Genomic DNA, 20,822 nt, shown 5'->3' with positions numbered 1-20,822 from the left:
TTTTGTGTTGCGAATTTAGTGATTTTAAAAGGAAATCTAAACTATTCTGTACACTGCGCAATATTTTACTACTTTTGAGTATCAGCATAAGACTATGGCTAAATTTGTAGACAACCTGTATAAGAATCAGGCATTGTTTTTTAAGATTATGTTATGGGCACTGAGTACAGTGTTCATAGTTTATCTTTTTCCAAAAGGAGGAAAATTTAAATATGAGATTACTAAAGGGAAACCTTGGCAGTATGAAAACTTGTATGCACCTTTTAATTTTGCTATTCTCAAGACAGATGAAGAGATAGCTTCAGAAAAAGAGGATATAAGACAAAAGCAAATACCGTACTATAACTATGATAATAAAGTTGTAGAAGAGGTTTCAGATAATATTGCAAAAGTTTTTTCAGCTACATTTAATGATAGCATTAAAAGAACAGAAGGCAATCAACTTCTAAAATTTACCAACACTACATTTCAGGATATATATGAAAAAGGTATTCTACAAGAAATAGACGGTTTGGCAGAAGACCGCTTAGTGTTCTTAAAAAAAGGTAATGCTGCTGTTGAAGTAGAGTACGGAAGTCTTATTAAACAAAGCGAATTAAGAGCCTACATTAAAAATAAAGTTAAGCGAGCCAATCTCTCTAGATATGAAACAGAATTTGTAGAACTGTTTTTTGATTTAGTTAAACCAAACGTTATTGCTAATGAAACGCTTACACGTAAAGAAATTGAGAGTAAACTACAGGATATAAGTTATACACGTGGTAGTGTAACCAAAGGTAGTAGGATTATTGCTCGTGGCGAGGTTGTTGAAGGCGATAAATATAAAATATTAAATTCCCTAAAAGCAGAATTTGAGTCTCAAGTATGGAGCCAATCTAGTTACTATTGGGTTATTTTTGGTTATACCATTTTAGTATCTCTAGCTTTACTTATGTTACTTCTATTTATTAAAAAGTATAGAATTGAGATTTTTGAGAATAACACACAGATAACATTTATATTCTTTAATGTCTTAGTTATGGTATTGCTTACAACGCTGGTTGTAAAGTATAACCCAGAATTTGTGTACTTAGTTCCCTTGTGTATATTACCATTAACCTTAAAAGCATTTTTCGATGCGAGATTAGGTTTGTTTACACATGTTATAACAGTATTATTATTAGGCTTTATAGTACCTAATAGTTATGAATATATGTTTTTGCAAATTTTAGCTGGAATAGTAACCATACTTACAGTATCTGAACTTTATAAACGAGCTAATTTATTTATCTCTGTAGCACAAATAACTCTAGTATATATCTTGGCATATTTTGCCTTTACTATAACAAGAGAAGGTACAGTAACAGCTATGAACTGGGAAACTATATTGTATTTTGTTACTTGTGGTTTAGCAACCTTGTTTGTACAACCTTTAATTTATGCTTTTGAAAAAGTATTTGGAATGGTTAGCGATATGAGTTTGTTGGAGTTGTCTGATACAAACTCAAAGCTTCTCAAAAAAATGTCTAATACTGCTCCAGGAACATTTCACCATTCATTAAATGTTGCCAATCTAGCTGAAGCTGCTGCTAATGAAATTGGAGCAAATGCTATGTTAGTTAGGGTAGGAGCGTTATATCATGATATAGGTAAAATGAAAAACCCAACCTATTTTACAGAAAACCAAACCACATCTGTAAACCCTCATAACGATTTAGAACCACAAGAAAGCGCCAATGTTATTATTGATCATGTATTAGATGGTATTGAGATAGCAAAGAAGAATAAGCTACCAGACCGTATTATAGATTTTATAAGAACACATCACGGTACAAGCTCTGTATATTACTTTTACATGCAAGAAAAGAAAACAAACGAAGATGCAGATGTAAGTGATTTTAGTTATCCTGGACCTATACCATTTAGCAAGGAGACAGCTATATTAATGATGAGTGATAGTGTAGAGGCAGCAAGTAAAAGTCTTAAAGAACCTACTAGTACGTTAATTGATAATTTTGTTGAAAAAATAATTAACAAGCAGATGGATGAAGGCCAATTTTTAAATGCCAATATAACGTTTAAGGAAATACAGACCATCAAGAAGGTTTTAAAACGAAAACTAAACAATATCTATCATTTAAGAATAGAGTACCCTGAGTAGAAAGTTCATTTTTAGGTCATTATAAATTTGCATAAAAAAAACTAAAAAAAGGTTTGGTAAGAATGAAAGCATCTCTTACATTTGCATCCGCTTAATGAAACAAGCGCAAGTTCTTAGAAAAACATTGGAGAGGTGCCAGAGTGGTAATGGAGCAGATTGCTAATCTGTCGACCTGCAAGGGTCGCCAGGGTTCGAGTCCCTGTCTCTCCGCTGAAATTTATAATTACCGGCACACAACATATTTTTCGGGGTGTAGCGTAGCCCGGTTATCGCGCCTCGTTTGGGACGAGGAGGCCGCAGGTTCGAATCCTGCCACCCCGACTAAAAGCCATTACAAATGGCATTAAAAACCTGTTAATCGTATGATTAACAGGTTTTTGTAGTTTTTAGGGTATCATAGAATTTGATACAATATCATATAAAATGTTACTAAAAAGGCTACCAATTTTTTAGCTTTAATCTAAAGAGCAATTACTGACTTGACATTCGTATAAGTTTAACTTAATACGACAGCTATGCGCTCAAAAGCCACATTAGGACTGCATTTCCTGCCAAAACTCAATCAGGAAAAAAATGGTCTTGCACCATTATATGTCCGTATCACAGTCAATAAAAAACGAGTTTACTTAAGTCTAAAACGTAAAGTCGAGGCTACCAAATGGGATACCTCGCAATCTAAAGTAAAAGGACACTCTGCAGATGCTCGACAACTCAACGATTATATCAATCAAGTAAACCGCCGTCTTCTTGAAGTTCATAAACAATTGGAAGATGAACAGCGAGTTATAACCGCACAAGCTATAAAGGCGAGATATCTAGGAGTAGATGATACATTCAAGAAATTATCAGACATCCTCACTTACCACGAGGATAAAATGAGAACAATTCTCAAGCCGGGAACTTTGAAAAATTACAAAACGACTTCCAAGTATCTTAAGAAGTTCCTCAAAACAAAAATGAAAACTGACGATGTATTTCTTAAGCATATAAACTATAGCTTCATAACCGAATTTGAGCATTTCCTGCGCACATTTAAAAGTAAAACTCACAGACCAACTCCCAGCAACAATGGTGTGATGAAACACCTCGAGCGACTAAAAAAGCTAATGAATTTAGCACAGAAATTAGAATGGGTTGCCAAAGAACCTTTCGCGAAGTTTTCTTTAAAATTTACCAAAGTGGAGCGCGAATTCCTAGACGAAGTTGAAGTTCAGGAGCTTATCAAATTCACTTCGCATAGAACAGCTTTAACTCAAACACGAGATGTCTTCATTTTCGCCTGTTACACAGGTTTGTCTTGGATAGATGTTAAAAACCTCAGCCAAGATCATATCGTGAGAGGTATTGATGGCAGTAATTGGATTTATACGGCACGTGAGAAAACAGATACGCCAGTTAAGATTCCGCTTCTGCCAATTCCTGAGAAACTCCTATCGAGGTATGCCGAAAAAATGATGGATTCCGAATTACTGTTACCAGTGTATTCAAACCAAAAAACAAACAAATACTTAAAGGAAATTGCAATAGAGCTTGGCATAAGAAAGAAACTAACGTTTCACGTCGCTCGACACACCTTTGCGACGACGGTAACTTTGTCTAACGGCGTGCCGATTGAAACAGTCTCAAAATTACTAGGACATACTAAGCTATCTACAACTCAGATTTATGCACGTGTTATTGAAAGTAAAGTAAGTAATGATATGAATAAACTTCGTGATGAATTGAGAGATAAAATAGATATTAATAATAAGAAACAAGTTATGTAACATCGGTTACACTTTTTAGTTGACAATATTAATACCTTTAAAAAAAAACGATAATCTATAGCGTCTTGTATTTAAAGTGCCCACAATCTCGACAAGGAAAGTTTTTAGAAGTAAACTCTTACAAATTTTCTAATATGAACAAAGTTACAGTTAAGCATCCAAAATTTGGGCTTAAACACAGTATTGAACCAACGTTTTATACGGGATCTAGGTATGTGTCTTATGGTACAGAAATTGCAATTACCACCTATGTACTTACACTCATATTTGGATTGGATTTTGGCTCGTTAGGGCATCTTTTAAGTATTGTAGAAGCGTTGCTATTTACAATGTCCTAGATAGGTGCAGTATCGAATTCTATTTGGGCTTATTTCTATTTTAAATATAATTCTATTATCGCTAAACAAGTAAAACATGATTCAAGAACTTAAAGAATATTACGGTGGTCAGTTCGAACCTGAACTTATAAGTGAAATTAACCAGGTGGCAACATTTGTTGAAGTTCCTGAAGGTAAAGATTTGATACGACCTGGTCAATACATTAAAACTATGCCTTTGTTACTATCTGGAAGTATAAAAATAATGCGACCAGACTCTAACGGCGATGAACTATTACTTTACCATTTAGAGAAAGGTGATACTTGTGCAATGTCTATGACTTGTTGTATGGGTAACACTAAAAGTGAAATACATGCGGTAACAGAAACACCTGCAAAACTTCTAATGATACCAATTGAAAAAATGGAAGAATGGTCAAGTAAATATAGTACTTGGCGCAATTTTGTATTTACAAGTTATCACAACAGAATGATGGAACTTCTTGAAAGTGTCGATAATATAGCATTTAACAATATGGATGAACGCTTAGGGAATTACATTTTTGATAAAGTTAAAATTTTAAATAGTAAACATATATACACAACTCATAAAGAAATTGCATATGATCTTCATACTAGTAGAGTTGTAATTTCAAGGCTCCTAAAAAAAATGGAAAACAACCATTTAGTCAAATTACATAGGAGTTTTATTGAAGTCTTGTAACATCAGTTACATAGTTTAAATTATTCTAGTCTTACATTTGTTTATAATCAAAATACAAATGGAACTTCTAGAAATTTTAGGATTTATCGGAGCACTTTTTATAGGACTCGTATTAGGTTTAATAGGTGGTGGTGGTTCAATTTTAACTGTACCAATTTTAGTTTATGCACTCACGCTTAACCCCGTAATTGCAACAGCTTATTCCCTTTTTGTAGTAGGCACAACATCCTTGGTAGGAGCTATAAAAAATATAACTAAAGGAATGGTCGATTTCAAAACGGCCATTATTTTTGCCATTCCAGCCTTTATTGCTGTTTATATCACACGTGCTTTTTTAATTCCTGCAATTCCAGATGAATTATTTCAGATAGGAAATATTATGGTCACAAAGAACTTGGCCATAATGCTTTTTTTTGCATTTATAATGTTACTTGCTTCAGTATCTATGATACGTAATAAGCGCAAAGAAACCGATGAAGAAGCCGAAATTACATACAACTATCCACTTATCATTGCCGAAGGTATAATCGTAGGAGCCATAACGGGTATCGTAGGTGCCGGTGGTGGTTTTTTGATAATTCCGGCCTTGGTGTTATTGGCAAAATTGCCAATGAAAAAAGCAGTAGCTACTTCTTTGTTCATTATCGCAATTAAATCGCTAATTGGATTTTTAGGCGATGTACAGAATTTGGATATTGACTGGCCATTCTTGCTCATTTTTACAGGGCTTTCAATTATCGGAATATTTATTGGAATCTGGCTGAACAAATTCATCGACGGAAAGAAATTAAAAAAAGCCTTTGGGTGGTTTGTTCTCATTATGGGTATCTACATTATATACAAAGAACTAACTGCATAACTGAAACTATTGAATAAATACGTTGAAATAATAAAAGAATCTTTTCTAGGGTATTACAATTACCTTATCCAAGAAATTTCAAATCCATCTTGGACCAATTATCTTTATTGGTTATTAGGGGTGTCTCTAGTCGTGTTTCTGTTGGAAATTATTGTGCCTTGGCGAAAGAAACAGCCTGTAATTAGAAATGGATTCTGGCTCGATGCTTTTTATATACTATTCAACTTTTTCTTGTTTTCACTCATCGGTTACAATGCACTATCTAATGTAGGAGTAGAATTATTTGCCGATATAATCGGAATTTGGGGGTGGGAAAATATTGTAGCAATTAATGTAGATACACTTCCAGTTTGGACACAATTGTTGATAATGTTTTTCATTGCAGACTTTGTTCAATGGAACGTCCATAGAATGTTGCATAGAATACCTTGGTTGTGGAAGTTTCATAAAGTACACCACAGCGTTAAACAAATGGGGTTTGCTGCTCAATTTCGCTTCCATTTTATGGAAACAATTGTCTACAAAACAATTCAATATTTACCACTTGCGATGATAGGATTTGGTATCGAGCAATTCTTCGTGGTCCATATGTTTACCGTTTTTATTGGTCATTTAAATCACGCAAATCTTGATTGGAGTTATGGAAAATTAGGCTACGTTTTCAATAATCCTCGTATGCATATTTGGCATCATTCAAAAGCATTGCCAAAAGAACACCCTTACGGTATGAATTATGGTCTAAGATTGAGCCTTTGGGACTACCTGTTTGGGACAGCTTATGTGCCAAAAAGTGGTCGGGATATAGAGATAGGCTTTCATAATGACAACGATTTTCCCAAGACGTTTTCTAGCCAAATTATTTATCCATTTAAAAAGCAACAATAGTAACATAAGTTACAAATTACCAGTACAATGTAATATGACTTTACACTGAAAATAAATTTCTATTAATGAAAAAATATATTATAATTATGACACTATTAAGCACACTATTTGGCGCCAACGGGCAATCTAATAAAGCGATAAAAATCCTAACAGCAACAGAATATTATAATGCTATTTCAAATAATGATGTTCAATTAGTCGATGTTCGTACAGAAAAAGAGTACAATGAAGGCGCAATTGAAAACGCTTTAAATATTGATTTTTTTCAGCAAGAAAATTTCAATTCAAAGTTTAATAAGTTAGATAAAGAGAAGCCTGTTTATCTCTATTGTCGTTCAGGCAATCGTAGCCTACAAGCCGCTAAAAAATTAGATTTATTAGGGTTTAAAAAAATCTATGATTTAAAAGGAGGCTATATGGGATGGCCTTATAAAAAATATTGAGTAAATATGAATTGTAGTATTGTATAACAAAAAGTGAATTTTTTCCATACATTATTTTAGGAGTTTATTGAGATCAAAGTTTCGATAATTAATACCTCTAACTATTTTTCTACACATATACTTATATGGTAATCAAAAGGATTAAAAGTTATTTACTTTATAGAGGCTGGTAAACATTTACAAAAAAGATTCTTTTTTTTAAATTTAAGGTTATGTATCAAAGGTTACTGCAATTTGGTATAATCTTTTTTAATTTTATATAAAAAATAATTTATTATGATAATTAAACAATTTGAATATAAGCCACTTGCCCATTATTCTTATGCAGTTATAAGTGATGGAAAAATGGCGGTTATTGATCCAGAACGTAATCCCGAGCAATATTACGCTTTCGCAAAAGCTAACAATGCAGAAATTGAAGCGATAATTGAAACTCATCCCCATGCAGACTTTGTAAGTTCACATCTAGAAATTCACAAAAAAACAAGAGCAATTATTTACAACAGTGAGAAGCTGGGAGCAGATTACCCACACAACACATTTGATCAAGGCGATAGTATCCAATTGGGTAGTGTGAAACTAAAAGCGATTAACACACCAGGGCACTCGCCAGACAGTATTACTATCGTAGCAACTGAAGACCAAGAAACTGCTCTGTTTACAGGAGATACCCTATTTATAGGCGATGTTGGTCGGCCAGATTTGCGTGAAAAGTCCGGAAATACGAAGGCAAAACGTAAAGAACTTGCCGAAATGATGTATGAAACTATCACCAATAAATTTAATGATTTACCAGATGATGCACTTGTATATCCAGCACATGGTGCAGGATCGCTTTGCGGAAAAAACATGAGTGATGCCTCCAGCAGTACTTTAGGTAATGAACGAATGAGTAATTGGGCTTTTAAAAAGCAATCCAAAGAAGAGTTTATGAATACCATCCTCGATGGGCAGCCATTTATTCCTCACTATTTTGGGTTTGATGTTGATACCAATAAAGTAGGTGCAGATGATTTAAAGCCATCCATTGATAAAATCCCTTTTTCTGAAAATGCTATAAGTGAAGGCCTTATTGTCGATATGCGAGATGAAGAGACCTTTAAAAAAGGACATCTTGAAGGCAGTTTTAACATTCAGGCAGTTTCAGATAATGCAAAATTTGAAACATGGTTAGGTTCTATTATCAAACCAGAAGATACATTTACGCTGGTTATTGATAGCAAAGAAAACAAAGATGCGATGTTACACCGTGTAGCAAAAATTGGCTATGAAAAACTACTTAACAAAGTAATTACAATTTCAGACGAAAATTTGGAAACAACCGAAAAACTGAATTTGGAAGATTTCAAAAACAATTCTGACAAGTACACGATTGTAGATATCCGTAATAATAGTGAAGTGGAAGAAGGCAAATTCTTTGATAGTGCTATCTCACATCCTTTAAACGAACTGCGAGACACAGCAAATGAAATTCCGACGGACAAACCTATTGTTGTACATTGTGCTGGTGGCTATCGCAGTGCTGCAGGAAGTAGTATTCTTCAAAAAAAACTGAACGGTGTAACCGTTTATGATTTAAGTGATAACATCAAAGAGTTTAAATAAAACCCTAAAATACTATTAAGATAACGGCATCAACTTTTAAGTTGATGCCGTTTTTAGTTATTTACTTTTTTAAATCCAATATAAAATCTTTGAATTTCGGATCACTGTAATCGGCCATACCTTTATGTGTTAATGCCATATTTCCATCGGCATCAATTACATAAGTTGTAGGTAGGGCAGATGACTGAAACATAGCTGGCAGATTACTTGCTGGAGCGTAAATTGGTAAGTCATATCCCTTGCGTTTATTAAAAGCTTTAGCCTTTTCAAAATCATCATCGAATGATAATAATATGAAAGCAACTTCATCACCCATTTCCTCGTGTAATTTATCGATGGTCGGCATTTCGGCAATACAAGGCGGACACCAAGTTGCCCAAAAATTCAAAAATATGACCTTGTCCTTAAATTCTTTTAATGACCTTTTTTTGCCTTCAGCGTCAATCAATTTTAGGTTTAAATCTGCTTTGGTAAGATTTGGCATTGATGCCTCATCATTGTTCTTGTCATTCTTTCTTACCTGCGCAATCTCTTCTATATCAGGATTCATCAAGCCTGTAGCGAGTAATCCGCGTTGAGCGAAACCTATAACTTCAGTATGTAAACCAGTTGTGTAAAGTGAAATGGCCACTATGGCAAAAATTCCGTATTGAATCCACGGTTTCTTTTTATTCTTATTTTCTTTCTTAGTATTCATAACTTAAATTTTTATTGAAATTTATAGTTTGTTTTGGGTACGGTTGAAAAGGAATAAGTGCCTAGATAGTCACAATAGGCTCTTCCATCTATAGTGGGCGATACAGGCGATTTCTTTTTGAGATATTCCTCAACAACCTCATGAATCGTATAATCCATTACTTCCACATCTTTCACATTAGCCATCCTGCAAAGATTATCTATAGGGTCGCCTGGTCTAACACAAGCAGAAATAGTGTAGAATTCGTCATCTTCCATAGGCTCGCCGTTAACCGTTATTGCTGTGATACGGTTTCCACGTTCGTTTTGGCTATTGAAATTGACTTTCATACCTGAAAACCGTACCAACCAACCACCAAATCGCTCAGTCGGTTTTTGTGAAAAGGCATTGTGCATTTCTTTTTCTAACCACTCTTTTATTTGGTTACCAGTGGCTTTTCCTGTTTTCACTTTTTCATTTACAGGTAGTAAATTCCAAAGATTTGCACGAGTAATAGGTGCAGGCTTCCCGTTTTTTGGAACAATAGGGTTGCCAAAACGAAAACCATTTGAGATAGATATATCAGCACCAGTTTTCCATCGGGCCGCATCGGTAATCATATTATCCATTGGGTTTTCAACAGTAAGATAGCGATAAATAGGTGTCTTTGTGTACCCAATCACTGTTTCCAAATGCTCTTCGTAGGGCGCTTTTGCCTTATCAACAAGCGCCTGTACTTTCGTATCAGCTGGGAATACCTTTGGATCAACATCAATAAGTTCATATTCATCACTCACCAATGTGCCATCCACAAAATGCAAGGTAAGCTTACCAACAAAAGAACCAAAAGCACCTGGTTCGGTAACCTTTGCGAATTTGCCTTGTATAGGTTTGCGCACGCGCTCGTGTGTGTCATTCCCTAATATGTAATCTACACTTTCTGAAATGGTATTGTTGGCGAGTTCTACCTGTTTAAAAACACCAAGATGCGTTACTAAAAAAAGTACATCCAGGTCTTCATTGGCCTTTAAATCATCCACTTGCTTTTTCAATTCATTGGTAAGACTACTAAAGGCAATCCCTTTACTAAAAATCGGATTTTGCCTAACGGGAACATCAGGATCGTTTATGCCCATAAAGCCAACCCGAACACCTTCTATTTCTTTAACGGAATAAGCGGGAAACAAAAGTTCCTCGCTTTTTTCGTGGTACATATTCTGTGCAATAACATCCGTGTCATATCCCTGCATCACATCTATCATTACGTCCTTGCCATACACCACTTCCCAGTTACCAGGGATGATGACGTCATAGCCCATATTTTTGATGAGTTCTGGCATTACCTTACCTTCAGACAGAGCCGTGTAACCACTACCTTGTATGAGGTCGCCACCATCAACTATAATTGTTCTATTGGGATTTTTTTGTCGTTCCCGGGCAAAAAGGGTCTTAATATTGGCAAGGCCGCCACGAGTTTTAAATACCACGTTTTCATCTTCCCAAAACAATTCGGGATGTGTATCAAGCTGTCCGTGTATATCGGCAGTTTGCAATACAGTAATGCTCAAGGTGTCTCGTTTAGTTTTATTACTTGCCATTACATTCGATTTCTCCGTTTTACACGAGACCAAAACCAATAGTATTCCAATTATCGAAAGTGGTGTAATAAATATTTCCTTAAATATTTTCATAATTATAGACTTAAACTATTATATCCTTTTTTCTGAAGTTGAAGGTTGTATAGAATACCGTTTTCGACAGTTTTCATTTCATCGGGCACTTTGGTTGTATCAACTTTAAATTTATTGAGCGAAAAACCACAGGCTACTAATTTTACACCAACATTTTCAGCACGCACTATAAAGCCATTCATTTTAGAACTATCAGTAATATCGCCAATTTCCTTGCCGCAAATGATAACTTCAAATTGACCAAAATTGCTGCCATCTTCTTCTTTTAAGGCTTCCGCGGTTAAAATTATGGGCTCTAATTGTGGCACCTTTTTAGTCAGTACCACATAATTATTTTTGTTTGTATCTACAGTGTTTTGCGCTAAGGAACCACAACTCGTAAAAAGAGTCATCACGATTACTACTGTACTATAAAAAATTGTTTTCATTTTAATTTATTTTAAATGGTTATTAGTGTCATTCAGTATAAAAAAAAGAAGTCCACCAAGAATTGCTATATTTTTAAAGAGTGGTCCAAGGGTTGTAATTTGCCCTACTTGAACCGTTAAAGTGATGGGTATTAAAACCGCCATCAAAACTATTGCTGCCCATTTGGTTTTATATCCTATCAAGAATATAAAACCTGCTGATATCATTACGATACCAGAAATAATGATTAGCCATTGAGGTTCGCCAAAGAAATAGGCAATACCCTTAAAACTGGCTTTTTCAATACGTTGGGCAGTTTTCTCTATGTTAAGCAAGTGATTAAAACCTGCAACGAGAAATATGCCGCTCACCAATATGCGTAATAGTTGTATGGAACGACGGCTTATTAAAATTTTTGTCGTCATTATAAGTGATGTGAAAAATGATTGAATTTGCGTGGTGTTTATCCATAATGGTTTAACAGACCATAATGATGATGTGTGAAAGAGCAGTACGGAAGCACCAATTTTAAAATTTTATAAAAAAGTGATTACACCAATCGTGGTGGCGGAGAATCGTTATCTAAATAGCGATAACTTAGTACTGAAGAAAAATGTTCGTCGAAAAGTGCTGTAGGTCTTGAAATATTTGTTTCCCAAGAGTAAAGTTCAAATTGAAACTGCGAGGTACAAATACCATTTAGCATAACAACTTGTAAAGTGCTAAGGTCAACTTGCGAAAAATCGATTGTCTTGTTGGCCTGTTTTGGTGAGTTTTTCTTTTTACAATTAAGTTTTACAAAAGATATGTCATTTCCGCTAAACAAAGCCTTCAGTCCATTAGCATCAATGACGATAAATTTCGCCATAAAAATGAAGGTAAGAAATAACGCTATGTAAGTTTTAGATTTCACGATTGAAGCAAAAATAGAATATTTACAAGTTTACGTGAGTAACCTTTGTTACCTAAGTTGAAAATAATTGAGTTTGCTTAAAATAGAAATTTTAAAAGCCCAAGCCAATATAAGTAAGAGTAAACTATTTTAATACTTGAATTGCCCAAACTATTAAAAGAAAGCCAATACCAGTAATGGCAGGTGCTGGAATTTTCATTACTATACCCACCACAATCATTGCAATAGCGGTTAGTGCAAGTAATACTGAGATTAAGTTTAATTTTTTATTACGTGTCATAACGTTTCGTTTTATATAAAATTAATAAAAATTAATTGAAGTTACTGTAACCTTTGTTACTGTACCAAAGTATTGAAAACTTCATCTTTGCATTAAAAATTAATATATGTATTGGATTTACCAACCCTGGCCTTGGTATGTGGCGGGACCACTTATTGCCCTTGTAATGTTTGTTTTACTGCTTGTTGGAAAACAATTTGGGATGTCTTCAAACCTACGTACAGCATGTGCTGCTGTGGGTGCAGGAAAGGCAGCAGATTTTTTTAAATTTGATTGGAAAGCAGAACGCTGGAATTTAATGGTCGTACTGGGTGCGATTATCGGTGGTTTTATAGCATCTAATTATATGAGCGACAATACAGTTGAAATTAATCCTGAAATCGCACAACAACTTTCAAATGATTATCAAATAGAGAGCGCGGGTGAGGCTTATTTACCACCTGAAATTTTTTCGACAGACGCGCTTGGTGACCCTTTTATAATTGCCATATTATTAATAGGTGGTTTATTAGTCGGTTTTGGAGCACGTTATGCAGGTGGTTGTACATCAGGTCACGCCATTTCTGGATTAAGTAATTTGCAATTACCATCGTTGATTGCCGTGATAGGCTTCTTTATCGGAGGCCTAGTAATGATTCATTTAATATATCCTTTAATATTTTAATAATGAGATACATCACATATTTAGTAATTGGTATTTTTTTCGGTATCATAATGTTTAAATCTGAAGCGGCTTCGTGGTTCCGCATATATGAAATGTTTCAGTTTGGAAGTTTTCATATGTACGGAATTATAGGTTCAGCCTTGGTTCTTGGAATTATTGGGATTCAAGTAATTAAACGTAAGAATATAAAGCCGCTAAACGGAAGCGAAATGAGCTTAAAACCTAAAAATAAAAGCATAATACGCTATTTAGTAGGTGGTATAATTTTCGGTCTGGGCTGGGCTTTGGCAGGTGCTTGTCCTGGTCCTATGTATGTACTTGCAGGCGCGGGTTATGCTTCAATTCTTGTAGTAATATTTGGTGCAATTGCTGGCACTTTTTTATATGGTCTAATAAAGGAGAAGTTACCACATTAATGACCTCTATAAAACTTATAAGCAAAACCAACTATTTATAGTTGGTTTTTTTATATATCATATTTTTGTATGTATCAATAGCCCCCAAAATGTTTAATTTAAATCGATAAACAATGGAGGCAGCTCTAAATAAACTACTTAATCAATTTATAAATATTATAGAAGAACACTATAGTATAAATCAAATTAACCTACCTATAATATCAATAGCAATTGATTGTTGTGAAAAACATATCATAGATATAAGAAAAGTTTTTGGCACTTATAATTTTGATTCAACTAATGCTGAAGTTAAGTTTTTTAAATATCAAAAACCAGTCATATATGGGCATTTAAAATATTACCTACATATTCAAAGCTATCTTATTTATAAAGGCTCTGGTTCTATTACTCAACAACGGCAACTTGTAGATAATAATATTAAAAAGCTAAAAAAGGGATTAAAACCATTTGCAGAATTTGTGACCTATTGCAAACAAGGTAGAAGCGAATTAGACGAATACTATTACTTAAGAAAAAATAAAAGCCTCTGGCCAATTACGTATCGGTCAGCTTGTATTTATGATCCTGATTTTTCAACAAGTCACGACGAACTTAGAGCTGAAATTGTAGCGTATGATTTAATAATGAAGTTCTATGAGAAAGAACTGGAAACCTTAAGAATCAAAGAACTAAATGCCTATGTAGTAGATTCAAGCAATGAAAACAAATTTAACCTTGAGTGGACGTCCAATAAAATAGATTTAGTGGAGCTCATTTATGCTCTTCAAACATCTAGAGCTATTCAGAATGGTAAAATAAGTATAACCACATTGGCAAACGTTTTTGGGACAGTATTCAACACAGATTTATCTAATATTCATAGAACGTATGTCGAATTAAAATCAAGAAAAAAGGATAGATGTAAATTTATGAAATATTTAATGGTAGCTCTTGAAAATAGAGTCATTACAGAAGAATCTTAACCATTTTTAAAATGTTAAACTTTCACCCAACTTGGGTAAAGGTTGTGAACAAACTATTCCAAAACAAAGCATATTTGTAAAACGAATGTCAAATTAACTTAAGTGCCACCAATGAGAGCTTTGCTGGATTTGGTGGTACATATGTTATCCCGCAGGCGTCGTGGGATTTTTTTTAATAACCTTAAAAGTTTTACAAATGCCAACACAAATTATCACCACAGACGACCTAAGAGAATTCAAACTCGAACTAAACTAAACGACAAATTAGACTCAAATCCAGAATTTGGGGAGCTTAATGATGAACCTAGCGAATTAAGCCTTCTTCGTGAAACCTTAATAAAACCACATCGCCGAAGTAAAATTTAAAACCACATCTTTAATGAATATAATGATCGGTCACAAAGCAGATGAAAATTGCATTAATTCAATCACAAGAATTGTAAAATTCGAATACCCGAGATTCAATATTTTTAAGGCAATTCCTTCAATTTCAATTGATAAATCCTCTTACAAAGCTTTACTATTTGGAAAATAATTCATATCAAATTGATATAATTTATATATTTTTGTGTTATATGAAACAATTCATTCACAAATCAATGGCAATCTTAATGGCTTGCGTGGTACTCTTTACTACGATGTCGTTTACTGTAGATATGCACTATTGTGGTGATACATTAGTAGATTTTTCATTTTTCCAATCAGCAGAAACCTGTGGAATGGAAAAAGAGCAGTCAAGTATAGGTTGTGAAAATCCGATGCTTACCAAAAATTCCTGTTGCTCGGATGAGCAATTAATTATTGAAGGACAGGATAATTTAAAGCAAGACTTTACTAAGTTAACCTTTGAGCAGCAAACGTTCATCGCTGCTTTTACATATTCTTATATAAACCTTTTTGAAGGAACAGAATCTAAAGAAGTTCCTTTCAACGATTACCCGCGACCCTTTGTCAAACGGAATGTGCAAGTGCTGCACCAGACTTTCTTAATTTGATTTGTTAGATTTTTAGAATGAAGCCCAACAGCTACGCTGTCGTGGGCTAAAACTCGTGTTTGCCATTTTCCGCAACACGTAATTCCAAAACTCTAATAATCAAATGCTATGCTGAATAAGAGCATTAAATTTCTCATAGAAAACAAACTTGTTGCCGTTCTACTACTCGCCCTATTTGTGGGTTGGGGCGTGGTCAACGCACCCTTTAATTGGGAAACGGGCTTTTTGCCTACAGACCCAGTTGCCGTTGATGCCATACCTGATATTGGCGAGAACCAGCAAATTGTTTTTACCAAGTGGCAAGGGCGTTCGCCACAGGATATTGAAGACCAAATCACATATCCGCTTACCACTTCCCTTCTTGGTATTCCAGGCGTAAAAACTATTCGTAGTTCTTCTATGTTTGGATTTTCCAGCATCTATATCATTTTTGAAGAAGACATCGAGTTCTACTGGTCACGTAGTCGCATACTCGAAAAACTGAACTCACTTCCTGCAAACCTCTTACCTGATGGTGTCAATCCATCTCTTGGGCCAGATGCCACAGGTCTCGGACAGATATTTTGGTACACGCTGGAAGGTCGTGATAAAGACGGCAACGTAACTGGCGGATGGGATTTACAGGAATTGCGTAGCATACAGGATTACTATGTGAAATATGGATTGTCATCGGCAAGTGGTGTTTCTGAAGTAGCTTCCATAGGTGGCTATGTTCAGGAATACCAAGTGGACATTGATCCAGAAAAAATGCGCCAGTACAATGTGAGTATGGGCGATGTGGTTAAAGCCGTCAAACAGAGCAATCAAGATATAGGCGCACAAACGCTCGAAATCAATCAAGCCGAATACCTCGTACGCGGATTGGGTTACGTCAAGTCCATCGCAGATATCGAAGATGCGGTGGTAGATTCTGAAAATTTCACTTCCATCCGCATCAAAGATGTGGCTAATGTTCATTTAGGGCCAGCGACAAGACGTGGTATTCTCGATAAGGAAGGCGCCGAAGTCGTAGGTGGTGTCGTGGTCGCTCGCTACGGTGCAAATCCGCTGGAAGTCATCAATAATGTCAAGGCTCAAATTGCCGAAATAAGCTCTGGACTTCCCACAAAAACTTTATCAGATGGACGCACTTCGCAACTAACCATCGTGCCGTTTTACGACCGTACCGAACTCATTCAGGAAACGTTGGGCACGCTCAATGAAGCCCTGACTTTGGAAATCCTGATTACCATTCTGGTCATCATCATAATGGTATTCAACCTACGTGCATCTATCCTCATATCTGGGTTGTTGCCGGTTGCCGTCCTTATGGTTTTTATCACGATGAAGCTCTTTAATGTAGATGCAAATATCGTCGCCCTTTCAGGTATTGCCATTGCCATCGGTACAATGGTGGACGTGGGCGTAATACTCGCCGAAAATATGATTAGGCACTTGGAAGATGAGAAATTACGCTTTCGAGAAAACGGAATAGAATACACCACCAACGAAATCATCTACAACGCAACTGCCGAAGTTTCTGGTGCTATACTAACAGCTGTACTAACGACCATAATTAGTTTCCTGCCCGTATTTACAATGATAGGTGCCGAAGGAAAACTGTTTCGCCCGCTGGCCTTTACCAAAACAATGGCACTCACGGCATCGCTCATTATTGCGCTGTTTCTCATTCCACCCATTGCGGCATTCCTTTTCCGTAAGACGAATTTGCGTGAACGGACACAGTACGTCATCAATGGCGCACTTGTTTTATTGGGAATTCTCGCCATCGTTTACGGCTTTTGGTTAGGACTAATTCTAATCGCCTTTGCCATCACATCATTTTTAAAGATGCGCGGTACGCTTTCGCAAAAGCGCAAAAACCTGCTTGACATCATCATTTCATCGGTTGCCATAGTGTTCTTGCTCGCTACGTATTGGCGACCATTGGGCTTTGACCGAAGCGTAGTAATGAACCTAATATTTGTTTCCATTATCTGTTTTGGACTGCTCGGTGTATTCTCAATTTTCAGGATATACTACGAGCGTATTTTGCGATGGGCACTTCAAAACCGATATCTATTCTTAATAGTTCCGGCTACGGTGCTCACGCTCGGTATTCTCATAATGCGAAATACGGGCAAAGAGTTTATGCCAGCGCTTAATGAAGGCTCGTTCCTGCTGATGCCTACATCCTTGCCACACGCAGGTGTTGAAGAAAACAAGCGTGTACTACAACAGCTCGATATGGCGGTGGCAAGCATCCCTGAAATCGAAACTGTAGTAGGAAAAGCGGGAAGAACCGAAAGCGCACTCGACCCAGCACCGCTCTCGATGTATGAGAATGTCATTCAGTATAAATCTGAATATATGCGAAATACATCTGGCGAGCGACAACGTTACAAGGTCAATGACGATGGATTGTTTGTACTGAAAAACGATAAATTCATTATCAATCCGAATAATGAAATAGATGATAATGTCAACTATGCCGAAACATCGCTAAAAACGACTGCTACACGCGAAGAGTTGATTGAAGATGACGATGGCGAGTACTACCGAAACTGGCGACCGGACATTGAAAGTCCTGATGATATTTGGAACGAGATTGTACGAGTGACCAAATTACCAGGCGTGACATCGGCACCCAAGTTGCAACCCATCGAAACGAGATTGGTAATGCTACAAACGGGAATGCGTGCGCCTATGGGCATCAAGGTAAAAGGTCCCGATTTAAAGTCCATAGAAAACTTTGGACTGGAATTGGAAGACATTCTCAAACAAGCCGAAGGCGTTAAGGAACAAGCTGTTTTTGCAGACCGTATCGTGGGCAAGCCGTACCTACTCATAGATATTAAGCGAGACCAATTGGCTCGATATGGCATATCCATAATGGATGTTCAGGAAATTCTTCAAGTGGCAGTTGGTGGTATGCCACTCACACAAACCGTGGAAGGTCGTGAACGCTATGCCGTGCGCGTGCGCTATCCAAGAGAGTTACGGGCAAATCCGGACGACCTTAAAAACATCTATGTTCCTGTTGAAAAAGGAAGTCCTGTACCGCTGGGCGAATTGGTAGATATTCGCTACGAGCAAGGACCACAGGTCATTAAAAGTGAAGACACTTTTCTTATTGGCTACGTGCTATTTGACAAACTCGACGGCTATGCCGAAGTGGATGTGGTAGAAAATGCCCAAGCGCTGATTCAAGAAAATATTGATAACGGTTCGCTGGTCGTACCACAAGGCGTGAGCTATCGCTTTACGGGAACCTATGAAAATCAGTTACGAGCAGAAAAAACGCTATCGGTTGTCGTACCGCTTTGTTTGCTGGTTATTTTCTTGATTTTGTATTTCCAATTCAGGTCGGTTTCCACATCGCTTATGGTGTTTACCGCAATCGCCGTGGCCTTTGCTGGTGGCTTTATAATGATATGGCTATACGGACAAGATTGGTTTTTCAATTTCGGCTTTTTTGGCGAAAATCTGCGGGATTTGTTCAATATGAAAACCATCAATTTAAGTGTAGCCGTTTGGGTAGGTTTTATCGCCCTATTTGGTATTGCTACGGATGATGGCGTGGTAATGGCCACCTATTTAGACCAATCTTTCAAAAGCAACGAACCAGACAATAAAAAGGGCATTCGTCTCGCCACTTTGGAAGCCGCAGGTAAACGTATTCGTCCGTGTTTGATGACTACTGTAACTACGGTACTGGCACTACTTCCCGTACTTACATCCACAGGCAAGGGAAGCGATATAATGATACCGATGGCGATACCCATTTTTGGCGGAATGATAATCGATGTTACGTCCTATTTCCTACTGCCAGTCCTATATAGCTGGAAAAAGGAATACCAACTTAAAAAAGCAAACAGATGAAGAAATTAAAATATATACTGGTGTTCTTGTTTGTTTCCGCTTTCGCGAAAGCGCAACAATTACAATCCTACATTAAGGAAGCCGAAGCGAACAATCCAGAAATTCAAGCCTTTGAACTGCGCTATAATATTGCCGAAGAAAAGGTAAATGAAGCCAACTGGATTCCAAATACCGAAGTGAGTGCCGGCTATTTTGTGAGTGAGCCTGAAACCAGAGTCGGTGCGCAACGTGCACGAATAGGCGTAAAACAGATGTTGCCGTGGTTCGGTACTATTACAGCTCGTGAAAATTATGCCACCGCAATGGCAGATGCTGAATATGTGGACATCACGATTGCAAAGCGCAAGCTCGCACTTTCGGTCGCACAATCCTATTATAGCCTGTATTCTATACGTGCCAAGCAAGCTGTGCTGGATGAAAATATACAGCTATTGCAAACCTATGAGCAACTTGCACTCACGTCTGTAGAAGTAGGTAAAGCGAGTGCCGTAGATGTGTTGCGACTTCAAATACGGCAAAATGAGTTACAGCAACAAAAGGAAGTTTTGGAAGAAGAATTTACGGCAGAACAAACAGCTTTTAACAATTTGCTCAACCGTGAATCAATGATGACTGTTGACGTAGTTCCAGAAATGGAAATTCCGCAGGAAGACCCTTTTTATGACAATGAAGCGCTGGCGCTCAATCCTGAACTGCTCAAATACGATAAACTTTATGAATCTGTGGCACAATCTGAACTACTCAACCAGCGTGAAAGCTTACCTATGATTGGTTTTGGTGTGGATTACTTGCCCGTAACCGAACGTAGCGATGTTAACTTCAGCGATAATGGGAAAGATGTATTGATGCCAATGGTGTCGATTTCTATACCCATTTTCAATAGCCGCTACAAATCCATTTCAAAACAAAATGAACTGCGACAGCAAGAAATAGAGACCCAAAGGGAACAGCGATTGAATGTGCTGGAATCCGCTTTCGCGAAAGCGCAATCACAACGCAACCAAGCTCGCATTGCTTACTACACACAAGAACGCAATCTAAAACAAGCCCAAGATGCCGAAGAAATTCTGGTAAAAAATTATGAAACTGGCACTATCGATTTTAACGATGTGCTGGACATTCAGGAATTGCAGTTGAAGTTTCAGATGAATCAAATCGAGTCGGTGCAAATGTACTATGTACAATCGGCCATTATTAACTATCTAATCAATTAA

The 20,822-nt window shown here is 36.6% G+C and carries 20 protein-coding genes and 2 tRNA genes; 16 read left to right on the top strand and 6 right to left on the bottom strand.

The genetic code is table 11. The features are described from left to right. Positions 1-94: 94 nt before the first annotated feature. The 10 genes from CA2559_RS11695 (at position 95) to CA2559_RS11650 (ending at position 8,739) form a co-directional block, all read left to right on the top strand. A complete protein-coding gene (locus CA2559_RS11695; RefSeq protein WP_013188109.1) occupies positions 95-2,140 on the top strand; it encodes an HD family phosphohydrolase in 2,046 nt (681 codons plus the stop codon). Between the two features lie 126 nt (positions 2,141-2,266). Next, a tRNA-Ser gene (locus tag CA2559_RS11690) sits at positions 2,267-2,350 on the top strand. A gap of 36 nt (positions 2,351-2,386) precedes the next feature. Next, a tRNA-Pro gene (locus CA2559_RS11685) sits at positions 2,387-2,461 on the top strand. 194 nt (positions 2,462-2,655) lie between these two features. Beyond that, complete coding sequence (locus CA2559_RS11680) at positions 2,656-3,906, top strand: site-specific integrase (protein WP_013188108.1); 1,251 nt, start codon at positions 2,656-2,658, stop codon at positions 3,904-3,906. Positions 3,907-4,040: 134 nt separating this feature from the next. Beyond that, a complete protein-coding gene (locus CA2559_RS13960) occupies positions 4,041-4,244 on the top strand; it encodes a hypothetical protein (RefSeq protein WP_238524712.1) in 204 nt (67 codons plus the stop codon). Positions 4,245-4,320: 76 nt separating this feature from the next. Beyond that, a complete protein-coding gene (locus CA2559_RS11670; RefSeq protein WP_013188106.1) occupies positions 4,321-4,947 on the top strand; it encodes a Crp/Fnr family transcriptional regulator in 627 nt (208 codons plus the stop codon). Between the two features lie 58 nt (positions 4,948-5,005). Then, positions 5,006-5,806 (top strand): sulfite exporter TauE/SafE family protein, encoded by an 801-nt coding sequence (locus CA2559_RS11665; RefSeq protein ID WP_013188105.1) that lies wholly within the window; start codon positions 5,006-5,008, stop codon positions 5,804-5,806. Between the two features lie 9 nt (positions 5,807-5,815). Next, a complete protein-coding gene (locus CA2559_RS11660; protein WP_013188104.1) occupies positions 5,816-6,691 on the top strand; it encodes a sterol desaturase family protein in 876 nt (291 codons plus the stop codon). Positions 6,692-6,756: 65 nt separating this feature from the next. Next, positions 6,757-7,134 (top strand): rhodanese-like domain-containing protein, encoded by a 378-nt coding sequence (locus tag CA2559_RS11655; protein WP_013188103.1) that lies wholly within the window; start codon positions 6,757-6,759, stop codon positions 7,132-7,134. 276 nt (positions 7,135-7,410) lie between these two features. Next, positions 7,411-8,739 carry an MBL fold metallo-hydrolase gene (locus CA2559_RS11650; protein WP_013188102.1) on the top strand — a complete coding sequence of 443 codons (1,329 nt, stop codon included), beginning with the start codon at positions 7,411-7,413 and terminating at the stop codon, positions 8,737-8,739. Between the two features lie 61 nt (positions 8,740-8,800). On the opposite strand, the gene CA2559_RS11645 is transcribed toward CA2559_RS11650, so the two are convergent. The 6 genes from CA2559_RS11645 to CA2559_RS13895 form a co-directional block, all read right to left on the bottom strand. Further along, a complete protein-coding gene (locus CA2559_RS11645; RefSeq protein ID WP_013188101.1) occupies positions 8,801-9,436 on the bottom strand; it encodes a TlpA family protein disulfide reductase in 636 nt (211 codons plus the stop codon). Between the two features lie 11 nt (positions 9,437-9,447). Continuing rightward, a complete protein-coding gene (locus CA2559_RS11640; RefSeq protein ID WP_013188100.1) occupies positions 9,448-11,106 on the bottom strand; it encodes a bifunctional metallophosphatase/5'-nucleotidase in 1,659 nt (552 codons plus the stop codon). Between the two features lie 2 nt (positions 11,107-11,108). Beyond that, a complete protein-coding gene (locus CA2559_RS11635; protein WP_013188099.1) occupies positions 11,109-11,534 on the bottom strand; it encodes a sulfur reduction protein DsrE in 426 nt (141 codons plus the stop codon). Positions 11,535-11,540: 6 nt separating this feature from the next. Beyond that, positions 11,541-11,939 (bottom strand): DoxX family protein, encoded by a 399-nt coding sequence (locus CA2559_RS11630; protein ID WP_013188098.1) that lies wholly within the window; start codon positions 11,937-11,939, stop codon positions 11,541-11,543. 125 nt (positions 11,940-12,064) lie between these two features. After that, the gene (locus CA2559_RS11625) at positions 12,065-12,382 is read right to left on the bottom strand and encodes a hypothetical protein (protein ID WP_013188097.1); all 318 of its coding nucleotides are present in this window, start codon (positions 12,380-12,382) and stop codon (positions 12,065-12,067) included. 169 nt (positions 12,383-12,551) lie between these two features. Continuing rightward, positions 12,552-12,707 (bottom strand): hypothetical protein, encoded by a 156-nt coding sequence (locus CA2559_RS13895; protein ID WP_013188096.1) that lies wholly within the window; start codon positions 12,705-12,707, stop codon positions 12,552-12,554. A 106-nt stretch (positions 12,708-12,813) separates the two neighbouring features. Here CA2559_RS13895 and CA2559_RS11620 point away from each other — a divergent pair, with 106 nt between their 5' ends. The 6 genes from CA2559_RS11620 (at position 12,814) to CA2559_RS11595 (ending at position 20,822) form a co-directional block, all read left to right on the top strand. Beyond that, positions 12,814-13,371, top strand: a complete 558-nt coding sequence (locus CA2559_RS11620; protein WP_013188095.1) for a YeeE/YedE family protein — start codon at positions 12,814-12,816, stop codon at positions 13,369-13,371. 2 nt (positions 13,372-13,373) lie between these two features. Beyond that, a complete protein-coding gene (locus CA2559_RS11615; RefSeq protein WP_013188094.1) occupies positions 13,374-13,787 on the top strand; it encodes a DUF6691 family protein in 414 nt (137 codons plus the stop codon). Between the two features lie 113 nt (positions 13,788-13,900). Beyond that, positions 13,901-14,752, top strand: coding sequence for an RteC domain-containing protein (locus CA2559_RS11610; protein ID WP_013188093.1), 852 nt, complete (start codon positions 13,901-13,903; stop codon positions 14,750-14,752). Between the two features lie 575 nt (positions 14,753-15,327). Next, positions 15,328-15,747: an HYC_CC_PP family protein gene (locus CA2559_RS11605; RefSeq protein WP_041241013.1), complete on the top strand. Its 420-nt coding sequence runs from the start codon at positions 15,328-15,330 to the stop codon at positions 15,745-15,747. A 108-nt stretch (positions 15,748-15,855) separates the two neighbouring features. Next, entirely contained in the window at positions 15,856-19,608 is a 3,753-nt protein-coding gene (locus tag CA2559_RS11600) for an efflux RND transporter permease subunit (protein ID WP_013188091.1), read from the top strand. Then, positions 19,605-20,822, top strand: coding sequence for a TolC family protein (locus CA2559_RS11595; RefSeq protein ID WP_013188090.1), 1,218 nt, complete (start codon positions 19,605-19,607; stop codon positions 20,820-20,822). The genes CA2559_RS11600 and CA2559_RS11595 overlap by 4 nt, the downstream gene beginning before the upstream one ends.

It is taken from the genome of Croceibacter atlanticus HTCC2559, from assembly GCF_000196315.1.
GTDB classification, from domain to species: Bacteria; Bacteroidota; Bacteroidia; order Flavobacteriales; family Flavobacteriaceae; genus Croceibacter; species Croceibacter atlanticus.
Note: the sequence above shows the minus strand (reverse complement) of the source record. Positions and strands in the feature narration are given on the sequence as shown.

Excerpts from the sequence above, each read along its gene's own strand:
- CA2559_RS11635 (WP_013188099.1), bottom strand. The coding sequence starts at position 11,534 with ATGAAAACAATTTTTTATAGTACAGTAGTAATCGTGATGACTCTTTTT.
- CA2559_RS11605 (WP_041241013.1), top strand. The coding sequence starts at position 15,328 with ATGAAACAATTCATTCACAAATCAATGGCAATCTTAATGGCTTGCGTG.
- CA2559_RS13960 (WP_238524712.1), top strand. The coding sequence starts at position 4,041 with ATGAACAAAGTTACAGTTAAGCATCCAAAATTTGGGCTTAAACACAGT.
- CA2559_RS11630 (WP_013188098.1), bottom strand. The coding sequence starts at position 11,939 with ATGACGACAAAAATTTTAATAAGCCGTCGTTCCATACAACTATTACGC.
- CA2559_RS11620 (WP_013188095.1), top strand. The coding sequence starts at position 12,814 with ATGTATTGGATTTACCAACCCTGGCCTTGGTATGTGGCGGGACCACTT.
- CA2559_RS11640 (WP_013188100.1), bottom strand. The coding sequence starts at position 11,106 with ATGAAAATATTTAAGGAAATATTTATTACACCACTTTCGATAATTGGA.
- CA2559_RS11610 (WP_013188093.1), top strand. The coding sequence starts at position 13,901 with ATGGAGGCAGCTCTAAATAAACTACTTAATCAATTTATAAATATTATA.
- CA2559_RS13895 (WP_013188096.1), bottom strand. The coding sequence starts at position 12,707 with ATGACACGTAATAAAAAATTAAACTTAATCTCAGTATTACTTGCACTA.
- CA2559_RS11615 (WP_013188094.1), top strand. The coding sequence starts at position 13,374 with ATGAGATACATCACATATTTAGTAATTGGTATTTTTTTCGGTATCATA.
- CA2559_RS11695 (WP_013188109.1), top strand. The coding sequence starts at position 95 with ATGGCTAAATTTGTAGACAACCTGTATAAGAATCAGGCATTGTTTTTT.
- CA2559_RS11600 (WP_013188091.1), top strand. The coding sequence starts at position 15,856 with ATGCTGAATAAGAGCATTAAATTTCTCATAGAAAACAAACTTGTTGCC.
- CA2559_RS11665 (WP_013188105.1), top strand. The coding sequence starts at position 5,006 with ATGGAACTTCTAGAAATTTTAGGATTTATCGGAGCACTTTTTATAGGA.
- CA2559_RS11655 (WP_013188103.1), top strand. The coding sequence starts at position 6,757 with ATGAAAAAATATATTATAATTATGACACTATTAAGCACACTATTTGGC.
- CA2559_RS11680 (WP_013188108.1), top strand. The coding sequence starts at position 2,656 with ATGCGCTCAAAAGCCACATTAGGACTGCATTTCCTGCCAAAACTCAAT.
- CA2559_RS11645 (WP_013188101.1), bottom strand. The coding sequence starts at position 9,436 with ATGAATACTAAGAAAGAAAATAAGAATAAAAAGAAACCGTGGATTCAA.
- CA2559_RS11650 (WP_013188102.1), top strand. The coding sequence starts at position 7,411 with ATGATAATTAAACAATTTGAATATAAGCCACTTGCCCATTATTCTTAT.
- CA2559_RS11670 (WP_013188106.1), top strand. The coding sequence starts at position 4,321 with ATGATTCAAGAACTTAAAGAATATTACGGTGGTCAGTTCGAACCTGAA.
- CA2559_RS11595 (WP_013188090.1), top strand. The coding sequence starts at position 19,605 with ATGAAGAAATTAAAATATATACTGGTGTTCTTGTTTGTTTCCGCTTTC.
- CA2559_RS11625 (WP_013188097.1), bottom strand. The coding sequence starts at position 12,382 with ATGGCGAAATTTATCGTCATTGATGCTAATGGACTGAAGGCTTTGTTT.